Genomic DNA, 24511 nt, shown 5'->3' on the forward strand with positions numbered 1-24511 from the left:
CCTGCAGCAAAATAACAGTGGTTTGACAGGTGACACCCATGAAAACGGGCACGGGACTTCTTATCGCCTTGGTGGCGCTTTCAGCATGTGGTGGGAGTGCGCCCGATGACACGCGCGGTGTGGGCTTTGGTGATTACGAGCAGTTTGAAATTGAACGGGCACGGCGCGAAGCGGCGCTGGCAGCCCCACGCACTGCGATTGTGCCTCCGCCCCGCGTGAATACTGTACCGGATCAGCCGCAGACCTTGCCGCCCGGCGGGATACCCAGCAGTGATCTGGCGGCCGCTGGGATTGGCGCATCAACGCTGCCGCAAACCCTGCCGCCGCAGCCAGCGCAGCCGCCGCTTGACGCGACGCAACCCGTCGCCGTGCAACCTGTTCCGGCGCAGCCCGCTGCCCCTGTCGTGCCAAACAATTCCGGCATTTCGGACGAGCAAAGCTTTGATGCCGTCGCAGGCCGCGAATCCATTGAAAGCGATGCGCAGCGACGCGCTGCTCAGGCTGCCGCACGGCAGCAGATCGCGCCGACAGCGGTGCCCGAACGACCAAGCAGCACAGGGCCGAATATCGTGGAATATGCGATCAACGCGCCCAACGCGCGCGGGCAGGAATGGTACAGCCGGTCGTTGTTGTCTGGGCAGGGGCGGTTCCAGCGCAACTGCGCGACCTACGCAAACGACGACGAAGCGCAACGCGATTTTCTGGCCCGTGGCGGGCCAGAGCGTGACAGGCGCGGGATCGACCCGGATGGCGATGGATTTGCCTGCGGCTGGGATCCTGCGCCCTTCAAGCAGGCCGCTGGACGCTGAGGCAGAGCGCGCATAATTCACCGAACTTTGGGCCGCGCAAGGGTTGCGCGCGCCCTGATATGGTCGTCATTCATTATACCGCGATGGCGGATACGCAGGCTGCACTGCGGACCCTGTGCAATCCTGACAACGCAGTATCGGCCCATTACCTGATCGCGCCGGATGGCGAGGTTCTGTCACTGGTGCCTGAAGCCATGCGCGCGTGGCACGCGGGCGCAGGCCAGTGGGGCAAGGTGAAGGACGTAAATAGCCATTCGATCGGGATTGAGCTGTCCAACGACGGGTTCAGCCCCTTTGCCGCGGCGCAAATGGATGCGCTGACGGAACTGCTGCAAGGTATTCAGTCGCGCTGGGCGATCCGACCGGAACGGATTATTGGCCATTCGGACATGGCGCCGGGGCGCAAGATTGACCCGGGCAAGCGGTTCGATTGGCGCCGGCTTGTCAAAGACGGTCTATCGGTCTGGCCCGAGAGTGCAACAAAGACCGCAACAAACGTTTTTGCCCCCATGATGCAGGCCTTTGGCTATACTGCAACGCCCGACCCTGCGCTCTTGCTTGACAGCTTTCGGCGGCGGTTTCGGCCGCATCACGCGGGACCACTGGATGCGGTTGACGCAGGTATGATCACCGATCTTGCGCGGCGTTTCCCCGTTGACGTGAATGCGGCTTGGGCCTAACTGATAGATTGCGCGGATGGCTGGATGGCTGCTGGGGTGATTTGCTTGCAGATGATCTCAGAGGAAAGTCCGGACTCCACAAAGCACGGTGCCGGGTAACACCCGGCGGGGGAAACCTCAGGGAAAGCGCCACAGAAAACAAACGACCCTCTATATGGGGGCCATGGTGAAACGGTGGGGTAAGAGCCCACCGCGCGCGCGGCAACGCAAGCGGCACGGCAAGCCCCACCGGGAGCAATGCCAAATAGGGACCTCGCGCCGCAAGGCTGGGATGCTTGAACCCAAGACGGTCCGGGTTGGCAGCTAGAGGATGTCTGGTAACAGATATTCTAGATGAATGGTCATCAAGGGCCTCGGCCCGAACAAAATCCGGCTTATAGGCCGTCCGCGCGCATTATTTACTTACAAACGATTGTTTTTTGATAATATGCTCGCCTTATGGTTTAACTGTGAATAATAAGGCTCTGGTGTTGTCTGCATCAAATCCAGTCAATAATGCGTCGTGCATTCCGCGGCTTTCAGAGCTGCGCGAAAGCCCTGACGGTGTGGAATTGCTTAACAGCGAAGGGCGGATCAGCTTTGTTGGTGGGCAGGGTATGCAGCTTCTGCCGGTCGATGATATGTCAGATCTGGTGGGGCGAATTTGGCTGGATTTCTGGCCGGCGCGTGATCGTCCCGCGATTCAGAAACGGTTTGAAAGGGCGCTTGCCGGGGAAATGCAGACGTTCCGGACGGTGCGGGCAACGATCAATGACGACATCAAACAGTGGGAAGTCACGATGTCACCAGTGCCTAATGCATCAGGTTACATCACATCAGTGCTGGCCATATCGCGAGAGTTGGGCTGAGTTCATACAATTTCGCGCCTTTATGGTTGACTCGCACGTAGCGCCGCGTAAAAGGCAGCTTCAACAAGTTTTCAGCGAAGCGCCGCTTGCGCCCGCAATTCGGAGAGATGAGACATGGCGAAGCCTACCACCATCAAAATCCGCCTGAACTCCTCTGCGGGGACCGGGCATTTCTACGTCACCAAAAAGAACGCGCGCACCATGACCGAAAAGATGGTCGTGAAAAAGTACGATCCCGTCGTGCGCAAGCACGTCGAGTATAAGGAAGGCAAGATCAAGTAAGCGATCTGCTTTTTGGACAGTGAACAAGCCGCGCTATTTGCGCGGCTTTTTTTATGCCGTGTCGGCAGACTGTTAGGCCTGTCTAGAAATCTGACAGATTTCCATTCCACTCTTCGACCCTTTTTCGCAGGTCCGTGACATAGTCATTAAGAAGTTGGACACGTCGCGGCCGAAAGCTTTCCTTCAGTGGTGTTGCGCTGATAATCTGGGTCACATGGAACTTGCGGTAATCATTTCGCAAATGGCAAAAACCAAGCAGCATGACAGCGCGCTCAAAGTACAGAACCGCAAGCGGATAGATGCGCCGCGTTGTCTCTGATCCGGCGCGATCGCGATAAGTCAGCAGCATTGCATGCTCGGACCAACAGGCTTCGCGGATGGTCGTCATTTCGACTTCTGAGGCGTCATGCTTTGTGAAACGATAGACTTGGCTGACCGCATGCAACACATCCCGTTGCTGACTTTCCTTGAGCGTGGCGGTGATTTTGGAAAATGCATCGCGGGCCGCGTCAGCCAGTTTTGCATCGCCTCTGAACTGCACCTCAGACAGCCCGATCGAGAGCGCCTCCGTCTCCAGCCGGGTCAAGGTTTGTGGTGGCAATGCGATATCTTCAATCAGGGCGTAGCCCACGCCTGCTTCGCCATCCACCCGGGCACCAACAATCCGCAGTGCGTCGATATCACGATAGACCGTGCGTTTTGACACCTCGAGCTTTTCTGCCAGAACGGCCGCCGTGACCGGTTTGGGCAAACTTCGAAGAAGCTGAATAAGGCGAAGGATTCGGTCTGATTTGGCCATGTCTCAGACTACAACATAGTTGCTGACAAAAAATGGCAGCAGTTCTGTGGCAGAGTGATTTTAGCGATAATCAATAGGAAAGAACAATGATTACACTCTATCATTCGCCACGATCCCGTTCGACCAGTGTGCTCAGCCTGCTGCGCTTGATGGGAAAAGAGACCGAAGTGAAGGTCCAAACCATCCAAGTCAAGCGCCGGGGTGGTCTTGGAGACTCTGATCCGCGAAATCCGCACCCCGAAGGCAAAGTTCCGGTTCTTGAAGTTGATGGCCGGATGATCAGAGAACGCGCTGCGATCATGCTTTGGCTCACCGATCATTTCGATAGCGCCTTGGGGCGTGGCATATCCTCACCTGTTCGCGGCGACTATCTGTCGTGGCTCTTTTACTATGGCAACGTGATGGAGCCATTGATGTACCTGAGCTTTCTCGAAGTAACAGACAACCCGATGGTCAACGAATGGTGTCGCGACAATGCTGCGATGTATGCAGCGCTTGAGGTTGCATTGTCCGGGCATGATTTTCTGGTCGACGATCAAATTTCGGCAGCAGACATTCTGGTGGCGTCACCATTCACCTGGATTCCGGACATGGTTCCCGACAGTGAGCCGATTCGGAATTGGCTCTCCCGATGCGAGGCGGCTCAGGACATGGCTTGGCTTGCGGAGGTGGAGAATGCCGGATTGCGGGAACTGGGACTGGCTGATGAACAGGAGTCTGCCTAGCGGGTCCAGCCAGAAAGTTGGGGTGTCGTCGATGTTTTCCGGCGTGGCATCGGAACGCGACGCAACAGCCTATTTCTGGTGAATATTTGCCCTATGCAATTGCACCATTCCCTTATGCCGTGTCGTCGTAAGGGGATGATGCAGGCGCGCCGTCCGATGCGGCGTGCCTGCGGGTGTCTGTCGCCCGGTCGTAATGGGTCACACGGCCATGGTCAGGGTATGTGATTCAATCGCTGGGTGCGCGGGTGCCAACGACCAGATAGGTCAGGTCTGTATCGCTTTGGTTTTCCAGATAATGACCGACGGGGCCGCTTGCCGGAAAACAGGCGGCGTCACCGGGATGCAGGATGCTTTCAGTGCTGCCTTCGAACAGCGTGACTTCGCCCTCAAGTGCGAGGATGAACTCGTCCTCTTGCGCATGCCAATGCCGCAGGGATGACCGGCACCCGGGGGGGCAGGGTTTCCGTGAATGCACCAAACTGGCTCAGGCCGCCGGTATCGCTGGTCCAGCACGGGGTGGCCGGTTTACGGGTGGTCAATGCGTGCTTGACCTGCGCGGATCACGGGCATGTCTTCCTCCGTCAGAGCAGAACGAATAGCAGCGCCAGAACCAGTCCGGCTTGCGCCAGCATTGTCAGCATCATCCCGTAGAAACGGAATTGCCACGGCGTGCCATGCCGCCCAAAATAGACGCCATGGAGGGCGCGCCCCGCAACAAAAATGGCCGCCAGCGTCCCCGTCAGAACGGGATTCCCTCCCTGCACTTCGATCAACCCAAGCAAGATCAGCGCGAGCGGCATTTGTTCAGAGGCATTGCCATGCCCGCGGATCGCCTTTGTGAGAATACGATCATCATTGTCACCCAGGACAACGCCATCCTTTCGTCGCAGCAGGATGACCCGATAGGTCAGGATAATGAGGATGACGGCACAAGCGACGGCTGTCAGAGAGGTGACAGGCAGGGAAATCATGTGGATTGCTCCGATACGAAAAAGGGCCGGTGTTACCACCAGCCCTTTGTTGCGGTTATGTTGTTCAGATTACTCGCGGTTGCCGAACAGCTGCAACAGGAAGATGAACATGTTGATGAAGTCGAGGTACAGCTTCAGCGCACCCATGATTGCCGACTTACCCAACCATTCCTGATCGCCGTGGGCTGCATGTGCAATATATTCGTTCTTGATCTGTTGTGTGTCATAAGCGGTCAGACCGGCAAAGATCAGCACACCAATCGCCGAGATTGCGAACATCAGCGCCGGTGATTGCAGGAAGATATTGACCAGCATCGCGACAAAGATACCGACAACGCCCATGATCAGGAAAGATCCCCAAGCCGAGATGTCCTTCTTTGTGGTGTAACCCCAAAGTGACAGGCTCGCGAAGGCAATTGCCGTGATCAGGAAGATCTGCACAATCGAGAAGCCGGTGTAGATGAGGAAGATCGAGCTAAGCGAAAGCCCCATAAGGGCAGCGAAGGCGTAGAATACCAACTGGGCAGTCGCAGCCGACATCCGGTTGATCATTGCACTCAGACCAAAGACCATGATCAACGGTGCAAACATGATTAACCATTTCAGCGGTGATCCGTAAATCAGGGCGCCGAAGCTTGTCACCATCTTGCCGTTGCCCATCTGTGCAACCGCCATTGCGGGATCAGTCGTTGTTGCCAAGCCGGAAATGGCCCAAGCCGCCGCAGCTGTGATCAGCATGCCGATGGACATTGTGCCGTAAACTTTGTTCATGTGGGCGCGCAGGCCCTCATCAATTGCGGCCGCCCGGACTCCGCCAACCGCACCCGTTGTCTGATATTGAGCCATTAATACCTCCAGATAACTCAGTGGTGCCGCGCGTGCGGCTACCTTGGGTGTGATATTGGCAGCAAAGCGGGTGATTTCAAGGCGGATTGCATGCAAAAACGTTAAATCTGATTGTTTCGGGCGGGATTGTCGCACCCCGCCTGATTTATTGGCTATTTCCCCGCGTTTGCGGGGTGTTCCCAGACGGGTTTGCGGGCTTCTTGCAGCGCATCTGCACGCGTCACGCCGATGTCCCGCAAAAGGTGGTCGTCAAGCATGGCGAGAGCACGGCGTTGGCGTGCCAATGCAATCCAGGACGTCAGGGTTTGCGACAGGCCCCGTGGCTTTGCCATTTCAAAGTGGGGGCATGTGGTTTGCGCGGTGAGGGAGGTCATTTTGCATTTCCTTTCGTGATGTATTCGCGGCGTTGTATTCTGATACTTGATGAATACATCCCAGTTGTGCATAATGAAAACGAATGATTGTTGTTTCTCACATCAAATTTGGTGATATCATATGCGTAACCTCGACCTGACTGCTCTGCGTTCCTTTATGACTGTGGCGGATACTGGCGGTGTGACCCGTGCGGCGGGGATGCTGAACCTGACCCAGTCTGCGGTGTCGATGCAGCTCAAACGGTTGGAGGAATCGCTGAATGTCAGCCTGCTCGACCGATCATCGCGCACCATCGGGTTGACGCCTGCGGGTGAACAGCTTTTGGGGTATGCGCGCCGGATGTTGTCACTGAATGATGAAATCTGCCACCGGCTGACTGCGACAGACTACAAAGGCGAACTGAAACTTGGTGTGCCGCATGACATCATCTATCCGACGGTGCCCGAGATTTTGCGCCGCTTTGCCGCCGATTTCCCGCAGATGCAGGTCCGGCTGATCTCGGCGCCGACGCGGCAGCTGTTGGCGATGTTCGGGCGGGGCGAGGTTGATTTGATTCTCACAACAGAGGAAACCTGCGGTGCGGGCGGGCGCGAACTGGTCGAGGTTCCGTTGTTGTGGATCGGGGCCAAGGACGGGGATGCATGGCGCAAGACCCCGCTGCCCGTCGCCTTTTGCAGCAATTGCATTTTTCGCAGCGGGACTTTGCAGGCACTCAACAATCACGGGGTCGATTGGCAGTTGGTCGTGGATTCAGAGTCAGACAATGCGGTTGATGTGGCGGTCAGTGCCGATCTGGCCGTGCATGTGGCCTTGGCGGGAAACCTGACGCCCCATACGGTTGCGATCAACCATGGGGGAGCGCTGCCGCCTCTCAGTCCGCAGAAAATCAACCTTTATGTGCTTAAACCCGACGATCCGGTGAGTATCGCGATGGCTGAGATCGTGCAGCAAAGCTATGCGGCAGCGCCGGCCCAACCTATGCTGGCTGCGGGGTGACGACGACCTTTCCGGTCGATTTGCGACTGCGCAAAAGCTCCATAGCGTCGGCAGCCTGATCAAGCGGCAGAATATGGCTGATGTGCGGTGAAAGCTTTCCGTCGGTATAGAGCGCCATCAATTCACTCAGGCTGTCGGTCAGGGCCGTCGGATTGAATTTCAGATATCCCCCCCAATAGAACCCCATGACGGTGATGTTCTTGACCAGCAGGATGTTGGCCGCAATCGGGGGAACCGCACCGCTGGCAAAGCCGATGACAAGAACGCGCGCTTCGGGCTTGCAGGCACCAATTGCCGCCTTGAACGCATCGCCACCAACAGGGTCATAAACGACATCTGCACCACCCAGCGCCTTGACGGCGGCCTTGATGTCGTCTGTCGTGCTGTCAATCAGATGATCCGCACCGGCGGCCTTGGCAACGGCCAGCTTGTCGGCCCCACGCGCCACGGCAATGACTGTAGCCCCCAAGGCCTTGCCGATTTCAACCGCTGTCAGGCCAACACCTCCAGCGGCACCAAGGACCAGAAGTGTTTCACCCGCCGCGAGGTTGGCCCGCCGCGTCAGGGCCAGATGTGATGTACCGTAGGCCACCATAAAACCAGCCGCCACATGCGATGGCATCTGGTCTGGCACAGGGCGACACATGGCTGCGGGAAAGACGCCCTGTTCAGCCAAACCGCCGCTGCCACCAAAGACCGCAACACGGCTTCCCAAGGCTGGTTCGGTAACATCCGCGCCTTGCCCGATCACAGTCCCGCAAACCTCCATTCCAAGTGTAAACGGCGGTGTGGGGGTTTCCTGATAGGTGCCGGTTGCCATCAGCAGATCGGCGAAATTCAATCCGCAGGCATCTACTTTTAGGAGTATCTCATTTTTTTTTACAACGGGAGTGGGAACATTCGTCAATGCCGGGGCGTTATCGAATGAAGAAACCTGAAATGCGCGCATCTGGGGCCGAATCCTTTCTAGTGCATTTTGGATACGTCTTAGCACCTCAATGGCGTGGGGTCGAAAGGAGCCTGTATTGGCAACGTTCGCGGAAAGTGACCCGTCTTACCTATCCTTAAGGTCAGGACTTCCGCTGCAACCGTTGCGTGTTGTGTCGTATTGGTGTCATGGACCATCTAGGCTGCTAATTTTTGGAATATTAACCATTAATTAACCGCACCATGAATCGCAGGTCGCCCCGTGATTGCGTCTGAAACGAAGGAAGAAAAAGTATGAAACACCCTGTAGATGTGCACGTTGGGAAGCGAATCCGCCACCGCCGTTGGATGAACGGCACGACGCAACAGCAGTTGGCAGAGCAGGTTGGAATCAAATTTCAACAGATCCAGAAGTATGAAACCGGCATGAATCGCGTCAGCGCGTCCCGTCTTTGGGATATTGCAAGTGTTCTTGGCGTGCCTGTCTCATTCTTCTTTGAAGGTCTGGACGTACAACCTCCGGCTGAAGGTCAGGGAAGCGATATTCCCGGTGACATCCTGACGGACAAAGAAGCCCTTGAATTGCTGCGGTCCTACTATGCAATTCCCGAAAACCAGCGTCGGCGGTTGTTCGATCTGGCACGTGTCCTGAGTGAAGCGGCCTAGCGGCGGCTCTTGACCTTCCCGTGCTACGCGGGCTACCGCGGGGGCAGGAATCCTGCGTAGTATGGAAAAGACGATGGCCATAGCGCCCGAAAACCCGTCCGCACTCATTCGCGTTGCACACATGCTCGCGGATGCGGTGCGCCCGATCACATTGCAGCACTTCCGCCAATCGGGACTGACTGCCGAAAACAAGCACAGCACCGGTTTTGATCCTGTCACCATCGCTGACCGCGATGCCGAACGGGTCATGCGCGACATACTTGCGGCAGAACGCCCGAGCGATGGTATATTGGGCGAAGAGTTTGACGATATTACGGGCACCTCTGGCCTGACATGGGTGCTTGATCCGATTGACGGCACCCGCGGGTTTATCAGCGGCACGCCAACGTGGGGCGTTCTTATCGCCGTGTCGGACGAAAACGGCCCACTTTTTGGTTTGATCGACCAGCCCTACATCGGAGAACGCTTTGTCGGTGGGTTTGATTTGGCCGAGGTTGTGGGGCCGCAGGGCACGGCGCATTTGCGGACGGCCGCTCCCCGTACGCTGGCAGAGGCCACAGTGCTGACAACCTTTCCAGAGGTCGGCACCGCCGCCGAAATGCATGCCTTTCAGGCAGTCTCGGGCAAGGCTCGCCTGACCCGTTACGGCATGGACTGCTATGGATATGCGCTTGTCGCGACGGGGCAGGTTGATCTGGTGATCGAGGCTGGCCTGAACCCTTACGACATTCACGCCCCGATAGCTGTCGTGCAGGCCGCTGGCGGGATCGTGACCGACTGGACAGGCGGGCCAGCCCATCGGGGAGGCCGCGCGATTGCGGCTGCAAATCCGCAAATCCATGCAGAGGCTCTCGCCCTCGTCCAATCGGTGATAAATGCCTGATCTGTTGATCAAGAATGCAGACATCATACTGACCATGGATGATGACCGGCGCAAATTGAACGGTGCCGATGTGCTGATCCGAAATGGGGTCATCAGCGCCGTGGATCATGATCTGTCCCCAGATGGGGCGTCGCAATTTGATGCCACAGGCACGGTTATGACCCCCGGTCTGATCAATACACACCACCATTTGTACCAGACGCTGACCCGCGCTGTTCCGGGTGCCCAAGACGCGCTGCTGTTTGGCTGGTTGCAACGGCTCTATCCGATCTGGGCGCGCTTTGGTCCAGAAGAAATGTTTGTTTCCGCCCAGATCGGACTGGCCGAACTGGCGCTGTCGGGCTGTACCCTGACATCGGATCATCTGTATCTGTTTCCCAATGGTGCCCGGCTGGATGATACTATTGCCGCATCGACACAAGTGGGTTTGCGGTTTCATGCAACGCGCGGCGCGATGAGCATCGGGGAAAGCGACGGTGGCCTGCCGCCGGACAGTCTGGTTGAAGATGAACGCACCATTCTCGAGGACTGCATCCGTGTCATCGATGCGTTTCACGACCCGACCCCCGGCGCGATGGTGCGCGTCTGTGTCGCCCCTTGCAGCCCGTTTTCTGTCAGCCGCGACCTGATGCGCGATGCCGCCCTGCTGGCCCGCGACAAGGGCGTGATGATGCACACCCATCTGGCGGAAAACGACGAAGACATCGCCTATTCACTTGAGAAATTTGGCTGCCGCCCGGGGCAATATGCCGAAGATCTGGGCTGGACTGGCGATGATGTCTGGCACGCCCATTGTGTTAAGCTGGACGGGCAGGAAATTGACCTTTTCGCCCGCTCGCGCACGGGCGTCGCACATTGCCCCTGTTCGAATTGCCGGTTGGGGTCCGGTATCGCACCGATCAGGCAGATGCGCGATGCGGGCGTGCCGGTTGGACTGGGCGTAGACGGGTCGGCCAGCAACGACATCGGCAATCTGGTGGGCGAGGCCCGGCAGGCGATGCTTTTGCAACGGGTGAAGGAAGGGGCAGATGCAATGTCCGCCTATGAGGCGCTTGAAATTGCCACGCGCGGTGGTGCGCAGGTTCTTGGTCGCGACGATTGCGGGCAGATTGCCGTGGGAATGCGCGCTGATTTGGCCTTGTGGGATGCACAAGCCATTGAAAACGCAGGATCATGGGACCCTGCAGCCCTTGTCCTTGCAGGTCCGGCCAAAGTGCGGGATTTGTTTGTCGAGGGGCGCCAGATTGTGTCAGCTGGTCAGATACAGACATTTGATCTGCCAAAGCAAATCGCGCGACAGAATCTGCTGGCCCGTCAATTGGCCCGCTGAACGCGCCGGCCAGCGACCCAGACATCTTTGATGGCACGATCGTCACCCATCATGATCGTTGGAAAAACCGCATCCCATACGTCATTCGCATTGTTGACGCGCTGCGCAATGGCGGGGGTCGATTCCAGGTCCAGAATGGTGATATCGGCCATGGCCCCAGCCCCTAAATGCCCGATCTGCCCCTCCATATGTAACGCACGCGCGGACCCTTCGGTGGCCAACCACATCAGTTGTGCCGGATGCAGCGCGACACCACGCAACTGCCCGATTTCGTAGGCAGCGGCCATTGTACGCAGCATCGAAAAGGATGATCCGCCGCCGGTATCCGTGGCCAGCCCGATCCGCAGCCCTGCCTGCGCCAGTCGCATAAGATCAAACAGGCCAGAGCCAATAAAAGTGTTGGACGTCGGACAATGGATGACCGCAGCGCCGACCTCTTGCAGCCTTTCTATTTCGCGCGGTTCCAGATGGATCGCGTGGCCATAAAGCCCCTTTGCGCCAAGCAGTCCGCATTCTTCATAGGTATCAAGGTAATCACGTGCATCGGGGAACAGGCCGCGGACCCACGCGATTTCCGGCAATTGTTCACTCAGGTGGGTTTGCATCAGGCAATCGGGATATTCCGCCCAGAGCGCCCCAAGCGCGTGCAACTGTTCCGGTGTGGACGTTGGCGAAAAACGCGGCGTGATCGCATAATTTGCCCGCCCTTTGCCGTGCCATCTGGCAAGCAGGGATTTACTATCGTCGTAGGATGATTGTGCCGTATCCCGCAGAGCATCGGGCGCATTGCGGTCCATGCAGGTCTTGCCCGCAACCACGGCCATATTCCGCAATGCAGCGGCTTCAAAAAACGCATCCACACTTTGTGGATGGATCGTGCAAAAGCTTGTCAGCGTTGTTGTGCCATGCGCCAGGGCAAGATCAAGCGTGCGCCCGGCGGCGCCGTCGGCATAGGCTTTGTCGCCGAAACGGGCTTCTTCGGGAAATGTGTATGTGTTGAGCCAGTCGATCAACTGCTTGCCCCAACTGGCAATGATGCCGGTCTGCGGATAATGCATATGCGCATCAACAAACCCCGCAGAAATCAGCGCGTCGCCGTAATGCGTCACCGTTGCTTGCGGGTAGTCGCGTTGCAGAACGTCCCCGTTGCCGACCGCGATAATGCGGTCGTCTTGCACCAGAACGCCGCCGTTGCTGTTATGCCGGGTAACGTCCGACCAATCGCGATCCAATGGATCGCCCGAAAATGCAAGGGTTTGGCCAAGAAGTAACTGCTGTATCATGGTCGCACCATATGGGTGCCGCGCCAAAGGGTAAATCGTCGAAATTCGCGTTGTCTGGCACTCACAGATGTCTATGTTGCGGTGTCAAAGGGGCATCACATGGCAGATCCGGCCGAAGATAATGAAGACGAAGCTTTCGGCATCACCGACCGGCTGGTCGCCGAAGTGCTCGCGGCTGTGGAGGCCGAAGATGCGGCAGCGCTATCGGACTTGCTGGAACCGCTTCACCCGGCGGATATCGCGCATCTTCTGGAACAGATTGATGCGCGCGACAGGCGCAGGTTCCTGTTGGTGCAGTCCGGGCCGCTGGATGGCGACATCCTGTCAGAGCTTGACGAGAACATCCGCGAAGAGATCATCGCCCAACTCAACCCGACCGAACTGGCGGATGCGGTCCGTGATCTGGAAAGCGATGATGTTGTTGATCTGGTTGAATATCTGGGGGACCAGCAGCAGGAAGCGGTACTTGAGGCACTTGACGCCGGCGACCGGGTGGTCGTCGAGCAGGCCCTGTCCTACCCAGAGGAATCAGCCGGCCGCCACATGCAGTCCGAATTGGTCCGTGCGCCTGAACATTGGACCGTCGGCGATGCGATCGATTTTTTACGCTCGGATGTCGTGCTGCCTGACCAATTCTACCACATCATACTGGTCGATCCCCGCCTGAAGGCCACAGGCTATGTAACGTTGGGGCGCATCCTGAGCCATCCGCGGGCGATGCCGTTGCGTGATCTGGTCGAGGACACGTTTCGGACCTTTCATGTCACGCAGGATGTCGAAGAGGTGGCGCAAGCCATCAACCACTATCATATGATCACGGCCCCCGTCGTGGATGATGATGACCGTATTGTTGGTGTGATTACCATTGATGACGCCATGGCCTTTCTTGAGGAAGAGGCCGAAGAGGACATTTTGCGCCTTGCCGGTGTGGGCGAGGGCAGCTTGTCCGACCGGGTGATTGATACGACGCGGCAGCGGTTTCCATGGCTTGCGGTCAATCTGGTGACGGCCATTTTTGCGTCAATGGTCATTTCCTTGTTCGAAGATACGATTGCCGGGCTGGTGGCACTGGCGGTGTTGATGCCGATCGTGGCTTCGATGGGGGGAAATGCGGGCACGCAGTCGCTGACGGTGGCTGTGCGTGCCATTGCCACCCGTGACCTGACCGGGGCAAACGTCTGGCGGGTCATCCGGCGCGAAGTGCTCGTTGGATTGATCAATGGTCTCGCTTTTGCGGTGGTCATGGGTGTGATCGGCATCATCTGGTTCGGCTCACCCATGCTGGGTGCCGTCATTGCCGCTGCAATGGTGATTAATCTGGTTGTTGCGGGGCTGGCCGGTACCGTCGTGCCTGTCCTGCTCGAGAGGTTGGGCATAGACCCTGCGCTGGCCTCTGGTGCGTTTGTCACGACGGTCACAGATGTCGTTGGCTTTTTTGCCTTTCTGGGCCTCGCGGCTGTGTGGTTACTGTGATGGACAAGTCGGTTGCACGCGCGGCCGCACTGGGGCGCCGCAAGCAGGCCCACGCAACGGGTGCAGGGACAGCGGGATATCTGAGTGAGGTTCTGGCTGGATATCGCGGCGTACCGCTGGCTGGATACTGCCCGATCCGGACAGAGATTGACCCCATTCCCGCCATGGAAGAGGCGGCAGCACACGGTCCGGTTTGCGTGCCGGTTATTATGGGCAAGGGCAGACCCTTGCGTTTCAGGGCGTGGGAGCCCGGGTGTGCCATGGTGAAGGGGGAATTCGGTGTCAGCATTCCCGAAGCGGGCGGATGGCAGCAGCCACAAATTGTGATCGTCCCGCTTTTGGCGTTCAACCGTGCCGGTGGTAGACTTGGGTATGGCGGCGGCTTTTATGATCGTACATTGGAGCAGCTTCGCAAACGGCGTCCGACGCTCGCAATCGGTTTTGCTTTTGCGGTTCAGGAAGATCCGGGTTTGCCGCTCGAACCGACTGATCAGCCATTGGATTTGATCGTGACCGAAACTGGCGTAATTGAAATCGATTGATGGAAACGATTTTTAGATAAAAATCGTGCGGTGAAAAATCTTCTAGAAGATTTTTGTTCCGGCACCTAAGGGTAGCATATGAAAATTCTGTTTCTAGGTGATGTTATGGGGCGCGCGGGCCGGGCCGCCATTGCGGAAAACTTGCCGCGTCTGCGCAACGAGTGGCAATTGGATTTTGTCGTTGTGAATGGTGAAAACGCAACGTCCGGCATGGGGCTATCCGGTGATCACGCCAAACTCTTGCTTGCTGCGGGGGCGGATGTTTTGACGCTTGGCGATCATGCGTTTGACCAAAAAGACATGCTCAAGTTCATTGAAAATGAACAACGCATCATCCGGCCGATCAATTTTGCCAAGAACGCCCCTGGCGTTGGTGCGCGGGTTTTTCAGGCGACGCAGGGCCGCAAGGTTCTGGTCGCGCAAGTCTTGGGGCAGGTGTTCATGAAGCGGCCCTTTGACGATCCATTCTCTGCGCTTGATGGGGTTTTGCGGCAATATCCTATGGGCGGCCAAATCCAAGCCAGCCTTGTCGATGTGCATTGTGAGGCGACCTCGGAAAAGATGGCCACAGGCCACTTTTGCGATGGGCGTGCCAGTGTCGTCGTCGGCACCCATACCCATGTGCCCACGGCGGATGCGATGATCCTGCCAAAAGGGACGGCATATCTGTCTGACGCCGGCATGTGTGGGGATTACAATTCCGTCATCGGAATGGACAAGACCGAGCCAATGCAACGTTTCATCACGGGGATGCCCAAGGCGCGGTTCACTCCTGCCACGGAAGAGGCAACGCTCTCGGGCCTTTATGTGGAAACCGATGACCGTACAGGCAAGGCCAACAGAGTAGTCATGGTGCGCCAAGGTGGACGGCTTGCACAGGCCGGACCCTGACCCTTGCCCAACGGGGTGGGGTCAGAAAGAATACCGGTATGACAGACTGGATCAATCTCACCGACATGCAGGCTGCCTACCTGACGATAGCTGTTGTCGCAGGTATGTTCGTCATGTTCCTGCGAGAGGTGTTTCCAACCGAAGTGGTGGCACTGACAGGCATGACCCTGCTGCTGGTCACAGGTGTCCTGCCCTACGAGGCGGCCGTCAGCGTTCTGTCGAACCCGGCCCCCTGGACGATTGCGGCGATGTTCATCATCGTTGGCGCTTTGGTGCGGACCGGCGCGCTGGACGCGATGACGCAACTTGCGGAAAGACAAGCCCGGATCAGCCCCCGGCGCGCGATTGGCGGCGGATTGGTCTTTGTCGCCGTCGCAAGTGCGATCATGAATAACACGCCTCTGGTCGTGGTCATGATCCCGGTTTTTATCCAGCTTGCCCGCACGCTGGGCACTTCGGCGTCAAAACTGCTGATCCCGCTCAGCTATGCAGCCATTGTTGGCGGCACCATGACATTGCTGGGGACTTCGACGAACCTGCTTGTCGATGGTGTCGCGCGCGCATCGGGAATGGCGCCTTTCGGCATTCTGGAAATCATGCCCGTCGGGATTGTCGTGGTGGCATGGACATTTACATACCTCTATTTCATGGGGCCACGACTTTTGCCGACCCGGCAAACCATGGGCATGATGCTGTCTGACCGGTCTAAAAAGAAGTTCTTTTCCGAGGCAGTGATCCCCCCCGACAGTAACCTGATCGGTCGTGAAGTCACCGGCGTGCAACTCTTCAAACGCGATGGCGTCAGGCTGGTGGATGTGGTTCGTGGCGATCTGTCGTTGCGGCGCAACCTGGAGGGCGTGACTTTGCAGGTGGGCGATAGGGTGGTTCTGCGCACCAAGATGGCAGAGCTTTTGTCGCTACAGGCCAACAAGGAACTGCGCCGGGTTGACCAGGTCTCGGCTGTGGAAACCACGACTGTCGAAGTCTTGATTACCCCGAATTGCAAAATGGTCGGCCGCAGGCTGGGTAGTCTGCGCCTGCGCCGTCGCTATGCCGTCTACACATTGGCGGTTCATCGTCGCGATCAGAATATCGCCCGTCAGATGGATGATGTGGTTGTCCGGGTCGGCGATACACTTCTGCTGGAAGGTGCGCCCGAGGATATCCAACGTCTCGCCGAAGATATGAATCTGGGCGATGTGTCGGTTCCCTCGCAGCGGGCGTATCGGCGCAACCGCGCGCCCGTCGCAATTGCGGTCCTGTTGGCTGTGGTCACGCTCGCCGCCTTTGGGGTTGCCCCGATCCTGCTGCTGGCAATCGTTGGGGTCACTGTTGTGATGATCACCGGATGTATCGACGCAGAAGAGGCGTTTTCCTTTGTGGATGGCCGCCTGCTTGCACTTATTTTTGCGATGCTGGGCGTCGGGTCAGCGCTGCAATCTTCGGGTGCGGTTGGCCTGATAGCCGAGGCGCTTTCACCCGTCATGCTGGTTTTGCCGCCGTTTTTTGTCGTGCTGTCGGTCTACCTTTTGTCCAGTATTCTGACGGAACTGGTGTCGAACAACGCGGTCGCTGTTGTCATGACCCCCATCGCGATTGGTCTTGCCACGGCGCTGGGCGTTGATCCGCGCCCGCTGGTGGTGGCCGTCATGATTGCGGCAAGCGCAAGCTTTGCAACGCCGATCGGTTACCAGACCAACACACTCGTCTACGGTCCCGGCGGCTACAAGTTTGGCGATTTTCTCAAGTTCGGCATTCCGCTCAATCTGACATTGGCGCCCATTGCCTCTTTTGTGATTCCATTGGTTTGGCCGCTCTAGGGCCCCGCTGCCGAACCGGATGACCGGCAACCTCGCGCGTGTGAATTCCGCAGGAATACCATGATCGCAGGCGCCGCGTTTGGCGGGGTTGCGAGAGTGACCAACGATGCCGTATAGAGGCGCAGATTAATCCACGACAAGACGAGGTTTCTTATGGCTGGCCACTCGAAATGGGCAAATATTCAGCACCGTAAAGGGCGTCAGGACAAGCTGCGGTCCAAGCTGTTTTCCAAGCTGGCCAAGGAAATCACTGTCGCCGCAAAAATGGGAGACCCCGACCCCGACAAGAACCCGCGCTTGCGTCTGGCCGTGAAGGAAGCAAAATCCAGCTCTGTGCCCAAGGATGTGATCGACCGTGCGATCAAGAAATCCCAAGGCGGCGACGCGGAAAATTACGACGAAATCCGCTATGAAGGTTACGGCCCCAATGGGGTTGCTGTCATTGTCGAGGCGATGACCGACAACCGCAACAGGACAGCGTCGACTGTACGGTCAACCTTTTCCAAGAACGGCGGCAATCTGGGTGAAACCGGATCGGTCGGCTTTATGTTCGACCGCAAGGGGCAGGTGATTTATCCCGCATCCGTAGGCGACGCCGACACTGTGATGATGGCGGCGATTGAAGCAGGCGCAGAGGATGTGCAAAGCGACGATGAAAACCACGTGATCATTTGCGCCGACACAGACCTGAACGAAGTCGCCAATGCGCTTGAGGCTGATTTGGGCGAATCTGAGTCGACCAAACTGATCTGGCAGCCCAACATCACAACTGAATTGGACCTTGAGGGGCTGACCAAGTTGATGAAGCTGCTGGATACGCTCGAAGAAGATGATGACATCCAGCGGGTGACAGCCAACTTCGAAGCCTCGGACGAGGTCATGGCCGCATTTGCCGAAAGCTGACGCCACTTCGCAAAATGCCCTAGCGGGCATATTCTGGATGATTGTCACCGGGCTTTGCTTTGTCGCGGTGACGGCCATTGTCAAATATGTGGGCAGTGACCTTCCGGCGGCGCAAGCGGCCTTTTTGCGGTATGTTCTTGGCCTGGTGTTTCTGATCCCGATGATCAAGCCGATCATCGCCTCACGGCTGACCGCGCGGCAACTCAGGCTATTTGGCCTGCGCGGGGTGGTGCATACGATCGGCGTGGTCTTGTGGTTCTTTGCGATGGCGCGGATTCCTATCGCTGAAGTGACCGCAATGAACTACCTCTCGCCGATTTATATCTCGATCGGGGCTGCCCTGTTTCTGGGTGAAAAACTGCCACCACGGCGACTTGCAGCTGTCCTGATCGCCCTGATTGGTGCACTGATCATCCTGCGACCCGGGGTGCGGGCGGTTGAACTGGGACATATTGCGATGCTGGGGACCGCGCTGGCCTTTGCAGTCGGTTATTTGCTTGCCAAACAACTGTCCGGTGAGGTCGCGCCTGTTGTGGTGGTCGGGATGCTGTCGATCACGGTGACAATCGGTCTGGCCCCTGTGGCGCTTGCGGTTTGGGTCACCCCGACATTGCCCCAGTTGGGCTGGCTTTTTCTTGTCGCCTGCTTTGCCACGGCGGGTCACTACACGATGACGCTTGCTTTTGCCGCCGCCCCGCTGACCGTGACGCAACCGATCACCTTCCTGCAATTGGTGTGGGCCGCGATCCTTGGCTATGTCGCGTTCGGAGAGGCCATTGATATCTGGGTGATGCTGGGCGGCGCCGTGATTATGGCGTCAGTCAGCTTTATCACCTGGCGAGAGGCCGTTGCGCGCCGCAGCATCACGCCGCCGGTCCACGCAACAGAGCGCTGATCTACGCATCACCTGACGGCTCAAAACGGAGTCATCCAACAATGCCGTCTTTGCCCAAATCCGATGGATGGCTTTGCCTGTCATTTACAATAACGTCGGATAAAAAAGGTTCACACCGGTCTCATCGGGGCCCGAGTGTGGGTTGTGATGTGTTTGAATCCAGCAGGTTCTGCAAAAGTAATGCGCAGCCACATTCAATTTTTATTGATTGACCAGTCAATAAACATGCTGTTACACCGCAAATGCACCAAAACAGAGGACCCAATGCCCAAACTCGGAATGGAACCTGTCCGTCGCGCCGCATTGGTCAGGGCAACGATCGATGAAATCGGGGCAACAGGCACGCTAGACATCACCGTCAGCAAGATTGCAAAGCGCGCGGGCATGTCGTCGGCTTTGGCACACCACTATTTCGGCGGCAAAGATCAGATTTTTCTGGCCGCCATGCGCCACACCTTGACAGTCTACGGACGTGAAGTCCGGGCCGGTCTGGCCAAGGCGGATGGACCGAAGGCGCGGCTTGAGGCGATCATCAGAGCCAGTTTTACCAGTTCGAACTTTCGGCGCGACGTCATCGCGGCATGGCTGAATTTCTACGTCCTCGCGCAATCGTCGCCGCCGGCACAGCGATTGCTGTCAATCTATCAGCGACGGCTGCACAGCAACCTTGTCCATGATCTGCGGCCCCTCATCGGGGCACGGGCAGGTCCTGCGGCGCAGCGGATAGCAGGGCTGATTGACGGGCTTTATTTGCGTCAGGGGCTGGCGCGTGATCCAGACCCAAGCGACGGCGCCACGCGGCATGTCCTGGCGGTGCTGACCGCGGAATTGAAAGGAAATGCACAATGACGCAACCCAATGTCCTGATCATCATGGTTGACCAGCTGAACGGGACCCTCTTTCCGGATGGGCCAGCGGACTGGCTGCACGCGCCAAACCTGAAAAATCTGGCCGCAAGCTCTACACGCTTTGCCAATGCCTACACAGCATCACCATTGTGCGCGCCGGGTCGGGCGTCTTTCATGTCGGGCCTGCTGCCGTCACGCACGGGCGTCTATGACAATGCGGCTGAGTTCACCTCCTCGATACCCACCTACGCGCACCACCTGCGCCGAGCTGGCTACCAGACCTGCCTTTCCGGCAAGATGCATTTCGTCGGCCCTGACCAGATGCACGGGTTTGAAGAACGGCTGACAACGGACATCTACCCCGCTGACTTCGGCTGGACGCCCGATTATCGCAAACCGGGCGAACGGATCGACTGGTGGTATCACAACATGGGGTCTGTCACCGGGGCCGGGGTCGCTGAAATCAGCAACCAGATGGAGTATGATGATGAGGTGGCCTATAATGCTGTCCGCAAGCTCTATGACCTGTCGCGCGGTCATGATGCGCGTCCATGGTGCCTGACCGTCAGCTTCACGCACCCGCATGACCCTTACGTGGCGCGCAAGAAATACTGGGATCTTTACGCCGATTGCGAACATCTGATGCCGCAGGTCGGGCCGATCCCCTATGACCAGCAGGATGCGCACTCCAAACGCATCCTTGACGCCAACGACCGCGATAATTTCAACATCACCGCCGACCACATCCAGCGCGCGCGCCGGGCCTATTTCGCCAATATCTCATATCTTGACGACAAGATCGGTGAGGTGCTGCAAACGCTTGAGGACACCCGGCAAGAGGCGACAATTGTCTTTGTCTCCGACCATGGGGATATGCTGGGTGAACGCGGGCTCTGGTTCAAAATGTCTTTCTTTGAAGGCTCAGCCCGGGTGCCGCTGATGATCGCATCGCCTGACATGACACCGGGGCTGCAATCTGTGCCGGTCAGCAATATAGACGTGACGCCAACCCTGTGTGATTTGGCGGGCATTGATATGTCCGAGGTCACACCATGGACAACCGGCGAAAGCCTTGTGCCCTTAGGGCAGGGGGGCACGCGCGATACACCCGTTGCAATGGAATATGCGGCCGAAGCCAGCAACGCCCCTCTGGTCTGCCTGCGCTACGGCAAGTGGAAATATACCCGCTGCGCGCTGGACCCGGATCAGCTTTTCGACCTCGAAACCGACCCGCTGGAACTGACCAACCTTGCCGACGTAGCCGCACATCAGGGCACGCTGGACCAATTGCGCGCCAAATCGGAAGCCCGCTGGGACCTTGCCAAATTCGACGCAGATGTGCGGCAGTCGCAAGCCTGCCGCTGGGTGGTCTACGAAGCCTTGCGCAATGGTAACTATTACCCTTGGGACTACCAACCACTGCAAAAAGCATCCGAACGCTACATGCGCAACCATATGGATCTCAACGTCCTCGAAGAAAGCCAACGCTTCCCAAGAGGCGCGTAACCTCTTTCTTCGTCCAATCAAACTTCCGCCGGAGGCATCCGCACCATGAATATCCAACCCACCGCCAGCCATTTCATTGATGGCCAATATGTCGAAGACACCACAGGCGCTCCGATCCCCGTGATCTGCCAGATGTCCGAAGAGGTCATCGCGACAGTCCACGCGGCCACCCCTGCGATCATCGAACAGGCCCTTGCATCTGCCAAACGCGCCCAGACAGCATGGGCTGCCATGAGCGGGACCGAGCGTGGCCGCGTCCTGCGCCGGGCCGCGGATATCATGCGCGCGCGCAATGAAGAACTCAGCATTCTGGAAACCAATGACACTGGCAAGCCATTGCAGGAAACCCGTGTGGCCGACGCAACATCGGGTGCGGACGCTTTGGAGTATTTCGGCGGTCTGGCAGGCAGTCTGACTGGCGAACATATCCAGTTGGGCGATGATTTCGTCTATACCCGCCGCGAACCCTTGGGGGTTTGCGTCGGTATCGGCGCATGGAACTACCCCACACAAATCGCCTGCTGGAAAGGCGCGCCAGCACTGGCCTGCGGCAATGCGATGATTTTCAAACCGTCAGAGACGACACCGCTTTGCGCCTTGAAAATCGCGGAAATCCTGCATGAGGCGGGCGCGCCGGCAGGCATTTACAATGTTGTGCAGGGCATGGGCGATGTTGGCCAGGCGCTGATCACGGACCCGCGCGTTGCCAAGGTTTCACTCACCGGATCGGTGCCAACCGGGCGCAAGGTCTATGCTGCCGCCGCAGCAGGGATGCGCCACGTGACAATGGAACTGGGGGGCAAGTCACCCTTGGTGATCTTTGATGATGCAGATCTGGAAAATGCCGTCTCCGGCGCGATCTTGGGGAATTTCTATTCCTCCGGGCAGGTCTGTTCCAACGGGACACGGGTCTTTGTCCAAAAGGGGATCAAGGACGCATTCCTCGCACGCATGACCGAACGTCTTGCCGACGTCAAAATGGGTGATCCGCTGGACGAGAGCGTGAATTTCGGCCCGATGGTATCAGCCCGGCAGCGTGATATTGTCGAAGGGTTCATCGCCAAGGGCATCGCGGAAGGGGCCACGCTTATCACAGGCGGTAAACGCGCGGGTGACAAGGGGTATTTTCTTGAACCCACCGTCTTTGCCGATGTCACCGACGATATGACCATCGCCCGAGATGAGATTTTCGGGCCTGTGATGTCCGTGCTTGATTTCGAAACGGAAGCAGAGGCGCTGACCCGCGCCAACGCCACTGAATTTGGCCTTGCGGCAGGGGTTTTCACGTCTGATCTGACCCGCGCACACCGTATGGTCGCGGGGTTCGAGGCCGGAACCTGCTATATCAACACCTATAACCTTGCGCCGGTCGAGGCCCCGTTTGGTGGGTCAAAACAGTCCGGCGTCGGCCGCGAAAACTCCAAGGCGGCAATCGAACATTACACCCAGCTCAAAGGTGTCTATGTGGCCATGGGCGATGTCGAGGCTCCTTTCTAAATGCAGGCTGATTATGTGATTGTCGGCGCAGGCTCTGCGGGCTGCGCCATGGCCTACCGTTTGGCCGAAGCGGGCAAGCAGGTGCTGGTGATTGAATATGGCGGGAGCGACGCCGGACCGTTCATCCAAATGCCTGCTGCCCTGTCTTATCCAATGAATATGAAACGCTATGATTGGGGGCTAAAGACTGAGCCGGAGCCCCACTTGGGCGGGCGACAGCTTGTTACCCCGCGTGGCAAGGTGATTGGTGGGTCGTCTTCGATCAACGGAATGATCTATGTGCGTGGCCATGCGCACGACTTTGATCATTGGGCGGAAAGTGGTGCGCAGGGTTGGTCTTATGCCGACGTGCTGCCGTATTTCAAACGGATGGAAAACTGGCACGATGGCGGTCATGGGGGCGATGCGGCATGGCGTGGCAACGATGGCCCGTTGCATGTCACCCGTGGTCCGCGCAAGAACCCGCTGACCCGCGCTTTCGTCGAAGCAGGCAAGCAAGCGGGCTACCCGGTGACCGGCGACTATAACGGTGAACAGCAAGAGGGTTTCGGCCCCTTTGATGCGACGATCTACAAGGGGCGGCGCTGGTCTGCGGCCAACGCCTATATCCGGCCTGCATTGAAGCGGCCCAATTGCACAATCACCCGCGCCCTTGCGCGCCGGATCATCATCGAGGACGGGCGCGCCGTCGGGGTCGAAGTCAGCCGCGGCAACAAGGTAGATGTCATCAAGGCCAACAAGGAAGTAATCATTGCGGCGTCTGCATTGAATTCGCCCAAGCTGCTGATGCTGTCAGGTATCGGGCCCGCCGCGCATCTGGCCGAACATGGGATTGATCTGGTGGCCGACCGTCCCGGCGTGGGCCAGAACCTGCAAGACCACCTTGAGCTTTACATCCAGCAAGCGGCCACCAAGCCGGTGTCCTTGTTTTCCTACTGGAACATCCGGGGCAAAGCCAAGATCGGGCTTGAGTGGCTGCTTTGGAAGACGGGCCTCGGGTCATCGAACCAGTTCGAAAGTGCGGGCTTCATCCGCTCTGACGCGGGCATCGCATACCCCGACATTCAGTTTCATTTTCTACCCATAGCAGTCAGTTATGATGGCAAGGTCGCACCGGACGGGCACGGGTTTCAGGCCCATGTGGGGCCGATGCGGTCGGTGTCGCGGGGCAGCGTGACGCTGAAATCCGCAGACCCCAACGATGCGCCCCGGATCATGTTCAACTATATGTCTGACCCGCAGGATTGGGAAGATTTCCGCAAATGCATCCGGCTGACCCGCGAAATTTTTGCGCAACCCGCCTTTGACGAATTCCGCGGCCGCGAAATTCAACCGGGCGAGGGGGCGCAATCCGACGCAGAACTGGATGAGTTTATCCGCGATCATGCCGAAAGCGCCTATCATCCCTGCGGCACCTGCAAGATGGGTGCGGCAGATGACCCGATGGCTGTCGTCGATCCGCAAGCGCGGGTGATCGGGGTTGAGGGTCTGCGGCTTGCTGACAGCTCGATCTTTCCGCGCATCACCAACGGCAACCTGAACGCGCCATCCATCATGGTGGGTGAAAAAGTGTCTGATCATATATTGCAGCGGCATCCGTTGCCGCCTGCAAATGACGCGCCTTGGGTTCACCCTGATTGGCAGGGCAGCCAGCGATAGGATTTGATTAACCACTACCTCGGATTGTATTTGCTTGCAGAAGCGGCGGCGCGTAAG

The 24511-nt window shown here is 57.8% G+C and carries 26 protein-coding genes and 1 other RNA gene; 20 read left to right on the forward strand and 7 right to left on the reverse strand.

The annotated features are described in order from the left end of the window. Positions 1-38 precede the first annotated feature (38 nt). The 5 genes from C8N45_RS01105 to rpmG all read left to right on the forward strand — a co-directional run bounded on the left by C8N45_RS01105 (position 39) and on the right by rpmG (position 2619). On the forward strand, positions 39-809 hold the full coding sequence (locus tag C8N45_RS01105) for a hypothetical protein (protein ID WP_108384385.1): 771 nt from the start codon (positions 39-41) through the stop codon (positions 807-809). Positions 810-868: 59 nt separating this feature from the next. Further along, a complete protein-coding gene (locus tag C8N45_RS01110) occupies positions 869-1489 on the forward strand; it encodes an N-acetylmuramoyl-L-alanine amidase (RefSeq protein ID WP_108384386.1) in 621 nt (206 codons plus the stop codon). Positions 1490-1501: 12 nt separating this feature from the next. Then, positions 1502-1882: RNase P RNA component class A (gene rnpB, locus C8N45_RS01115), an RNA gene on the forward strand. A gap of 56 nt (positions 1883-1938) precedes the next feature. Next, positions 1939-2337, forward strand: coding sequence for a PAS domain-containing protein (locus C8N45_RS01120; protein ID WP_211095442.1), 399 nt, complete (start codon positions 1939-1941; stop codon positions 2335-2337). A gap of 114 nt (positions 2338-2451) precedes the next feature. Next, the gene (gene rpmG / locus C8N45_RS01125; RefSeq protein ID WP_055082637.1) at positions 2452-2619 is read left to right on the forward strand and encodes a 50S ribosomal protein L33; all 168 of its coding nucleotides are present in this window, start codon (positions 2452-2454) and stop codon (positions 2617-2619) included. Between the two features lie 82 nt (positions 2620-2701). Here the strand turns inward: rpmG and C8N45_RS01130 are convergent, their stop codons facing one another. Beyond that, complete coding sequence (locus C8N45_RS01130) at positions 2702-3418, reverse strand: helix-turn-helix transcriptional regulator (RefSeq protein WP_108384387.1); 717 nt, start codon at positions 3416-3418, stop codon at positions 2702-2704. An 86-nt stretch (positions 3419-3504) separates the two neighbouring features. On the opposite strand from C8N45_RS01130, the gene C8N45_RS01135 reads away from it, so the two are divergent. Further along, entirely contained in the window at positions 3505-4143 is a 639-nt protein-coding gene (locus tag C8N45_RS01135) for a glutathione S-transferase family protein (protein ID WP_108384388.1), read from the forward strand. Positions 4144-4369: 226 nt separating this feature from the next. Here the strand turns inward: C8N45_RS01135 and C8N45_RS01140 are convergent, their stop codons facing one another. The 4 genes from C8N45_RS01140 to C8N45_RS01155 form a co-directional block, all read right to left on the reverse strand. Then, positions 4370-4618: a cupin domain-containing protein gene (locus C8N45_RS01140; RefSeq protein WP_245882510.1), complete on the reverse strand. Its 249-nt coding sequence runs from the start codon at positions 4616-4618 to the stop codon at positions 4370-4372. A 106-nt stretch (positions 4619-4724) separates the two neighbouring features. After that, positions 4725-5114, reverse strand: a complete 390-nt coding sequence (locus tag C8N45_RS01145; RefSeq protein ID WP_108384389.1) for an MAPEG family protein — start codon at positions 5112-5114, stop codon at positions 4725-4727. A gap of 69 nt (positions 5115-5183) precedes the next feature. Then, a complete protein-coding gene (locus C8N45_RS01150; RefSeq protein WP_108385081.1) occupies positions 5184-5960 on the reverse strand; it encodes a Bax inhibitor-1/YccA family protein in 777 nt (258 codons plus the stop codon). Positions 5961-6112: 152 nt separating this feature from the next. Beyond that, positions 6113-6334: a DUF1127 domain-containing protein gene (locus C8N45_RS01155; protein WP_108385082.1), complete on the reverse strand. Its 222-nt coding sequence runs from the start codon at positions 6332-6334 to the stop codon at positions 6113-6115. Between the two features lie 121 nt (positions 6335-6455). Between C8N45_RS01155 and C8N45_RS01160 the strand changes: the two genes are divergently transcribed. Next, positions 6456-7331, forward strand: a complete 876-nt coding sequence (locus C8N45_RS01160) for a LysR family transcriptional regulator (RefSeq protein WP_108384390.1) — start codon at positions 6456-6458, stop codon at positions 7329-7331. On the opposite strand, the gene C8N45_RS01165 is transcribed toward C8N45_RS01160, so the two are convergent. After that, a complete protein-coding gene (locus tag C8N45_RS01165) occupies positions 7312-8280 on the reverse strand; it encodes an NADPH:quinone oxidoreductase family protein (protein WP_108384391.1) in 969 nt (322 codons plus the stop codon). The genes C8N45_RS01160 and C8N45_RS01165 overlap by 20 nt on opposite strands. A 272-nt stretch (positions 8281-8552) precedes the next feature. Here C8N45_RS01165 and C8N45_RS01170 point away from each other — a divergent pair, with 272 nt between their 5' ends. The 3 genes from C8N45_RS01170 (at position 8553) to C8N45_RS01180 (ending at position 11137) form a co-directional block, all read left to right on the forward strand. Then, positions 8553-8924, forward strand: a complete 372-nt coding sequence (locus C8N45_RS01170; protein ID WP_108384392.1) for a helix-turn-helix domain-containing protein — start codon at positions 8553-8555, stop codon at positions 8922-8924. 73 nt (positions 8925-8997) lie between these two features. Continuing rightward, positions 8998-9807 carry an inositol monophosphatase family protein gene (locus tag C8N45_RS01175; protein WP_108385083.1) on the forward strand — a complete coding sequence of 270 codons (810 nt, stop codon included), beginning with the start codon at positions 8998-9000 and terminating at the stop codon, positions 9805-9807. Next, positions 9800-11137 (forward strand): 8-oxoguanine deaminase, encoded by a 1338-nt coding sequence (locus C8N45_RS01180; RefSeq protein ID WP_108384393.1) that lies wholly within the window; start codon positions 9800-9802, stop codon positions 11135-11137. Before C8N45_RS01175 ends, C8N45_RS01180 begins: the two co-directional genes overlap by 8 nt. On the opposite strand, the gene guaD is transcribed toward C8N45_RS01180, so the two are convergent. Then, the gene (gene guaD / locus C8N45_RS01185) at positions 11122-12420 is read right to left on the reverse strand and encodes a guanine deaminase (protein WP_108384394.1); all 1299 of its coding nucleotides are present in this window, start codon (positions 12418-12420) and stop codon (positions 11122-11124) included. The two genes, C8N45_RS01180 and guaD, sit on opposite strands and share 16 nt — an antisense overlap. Positions 12421-12519: 99 nt before the next feature. On the opposite strand from guaD, the gene mgtE reads away from it, so the two are divergent. The 10 genes from mgtE (at position 12520) to betA (ending at position 24454) form a co-directional block, all read left to right on the forward strand. Next, the gene (gene mgtE / locus C8N45_RS01190) at positions 12520-13893 is read left to right on the forward strand and encodes a magnesium transporter (RefSeq protein WP_108384395.1); all 1374 of its coding nucleotides are present in this window, start codon (positions 12520-12522) and stop codon (positions 13891-13893) included. After that, positions 13893-14435 carry a 5-formyltetrahydrofolate cyclo-ligase gene (locus C8N45_RS01195; RefSeq protein ID WP_108384396.1) on the forward strand — a complete coding sequence of 181 codons (543 nt, stop codon included), beginning with the start codon at positions 13893-13895 and terminating at the stop codon, positions 14433-14435. Before mgtE ends, C8N45_RS01195 begins: the two co-directional genes overlap by 1 nt. Before the next feature lie 78 nt (positions 14436-14513). After that, a complete protein-coding gene (locus C8N45_RS01200; RefSeq protein ID WP_108384397.1) occupies positions 14514-15326 on the forward strand; it encodes a TIGR00282 family metallophosphoesterase in 813 nt (270 codons plus the stop codon). A 38-nt stretch (positions 15327-15364) separates the two neighbouring features. Further along, positions 15365-17146, forward strand: a complete 1782-nt coding sequence (locus tag C8N45_RS01205; RefSeq protein WP_108384398.1) for an SLC13 family permease — start codon at positions 15365-15367, stop codon at positions 17144-17146. A gap of 153 nt (positions 17147-17299) precedes the next feature. Beyond that, a complete protein-coding gene (locus C8N45_RS01210) occupies positions 17300-18049 on the forward strand; it encodes a YebC/PmpR family DNA-binding transcriptional regulator (RefSeq protein WP_108384399.1) in 750 nt (249 codons plus the stop codon). Further along, positions 18036-18944 (forward strand): DMT family transporter, encoded by a 909-nt coding sequence (locus C8N45_RS01215; protein ID WP_258792950.1) that lies wholly within the window; start codon positions 18036-18038, stop codon positions 18942-18944. Before C8N45_RS01210 ends, C8N45_RS01215 begins: the two co-directional genes overlap by 14 nt. A 264-nt stretch (positions 18945-19208) precedes the next feature. Next, positions 19209-19793, forward strand: coding sequence for a choline-binding transcriptional repressor BetI (gene betI, locus C8N45_RS01220; RefSeq protein ID WP_108385084.1), 585 nt, complete (start codon positions 19209-19211; stop codon positions 19791-19793). Next, positions 19790-21298 carry a choline-sulfatase gene (betC, locus tag C8N45_RS01225; RefSeq protein WP_108384401.1) on the forward strand — a complete coding sequence of 503 codons (1509 nt, stop codon included), beginning with the start codon at positions 19790-19792 and terminating at the stop codon, positions 21296-21298. Before betI ends, betC begins: the two co-directional genes overlap by 4 nt. Positions 21299-21343: 45 nt before the next feature. Then, a complete protein-coding gene (gene betB, locus C8N45_RS01230) occupies positions 21344-22795 on the forward strand; it encodes a betaine-aldehyde dehydrogenase (RefSeq protein WP_108384402.1) in 1452 nt (483 codons plus the stop codon). Then, entirely contained in the window at positions 22796-24454 is a 1659-nt protein-coding gene (betA, locus tag C8N45_RS01235) for a choline dehydrogenase (protein ID WP_108384403.1), read from the forward strand. The last annotated feature ends 57 nt before the right edge of the window (positions 24455-24511 follow it).

It is taken from the genome of Yoonia sediminilitoris, assembly GCF_003058085.1.
In the GTDB taxonomy this organism is placed as follows: Bacteria; Pseudomonadota; Alphaproteobacteria; order Rhodobacterales; family Rhodobacteraceae; genus Yoonia; species Yoonia sediminilitoris.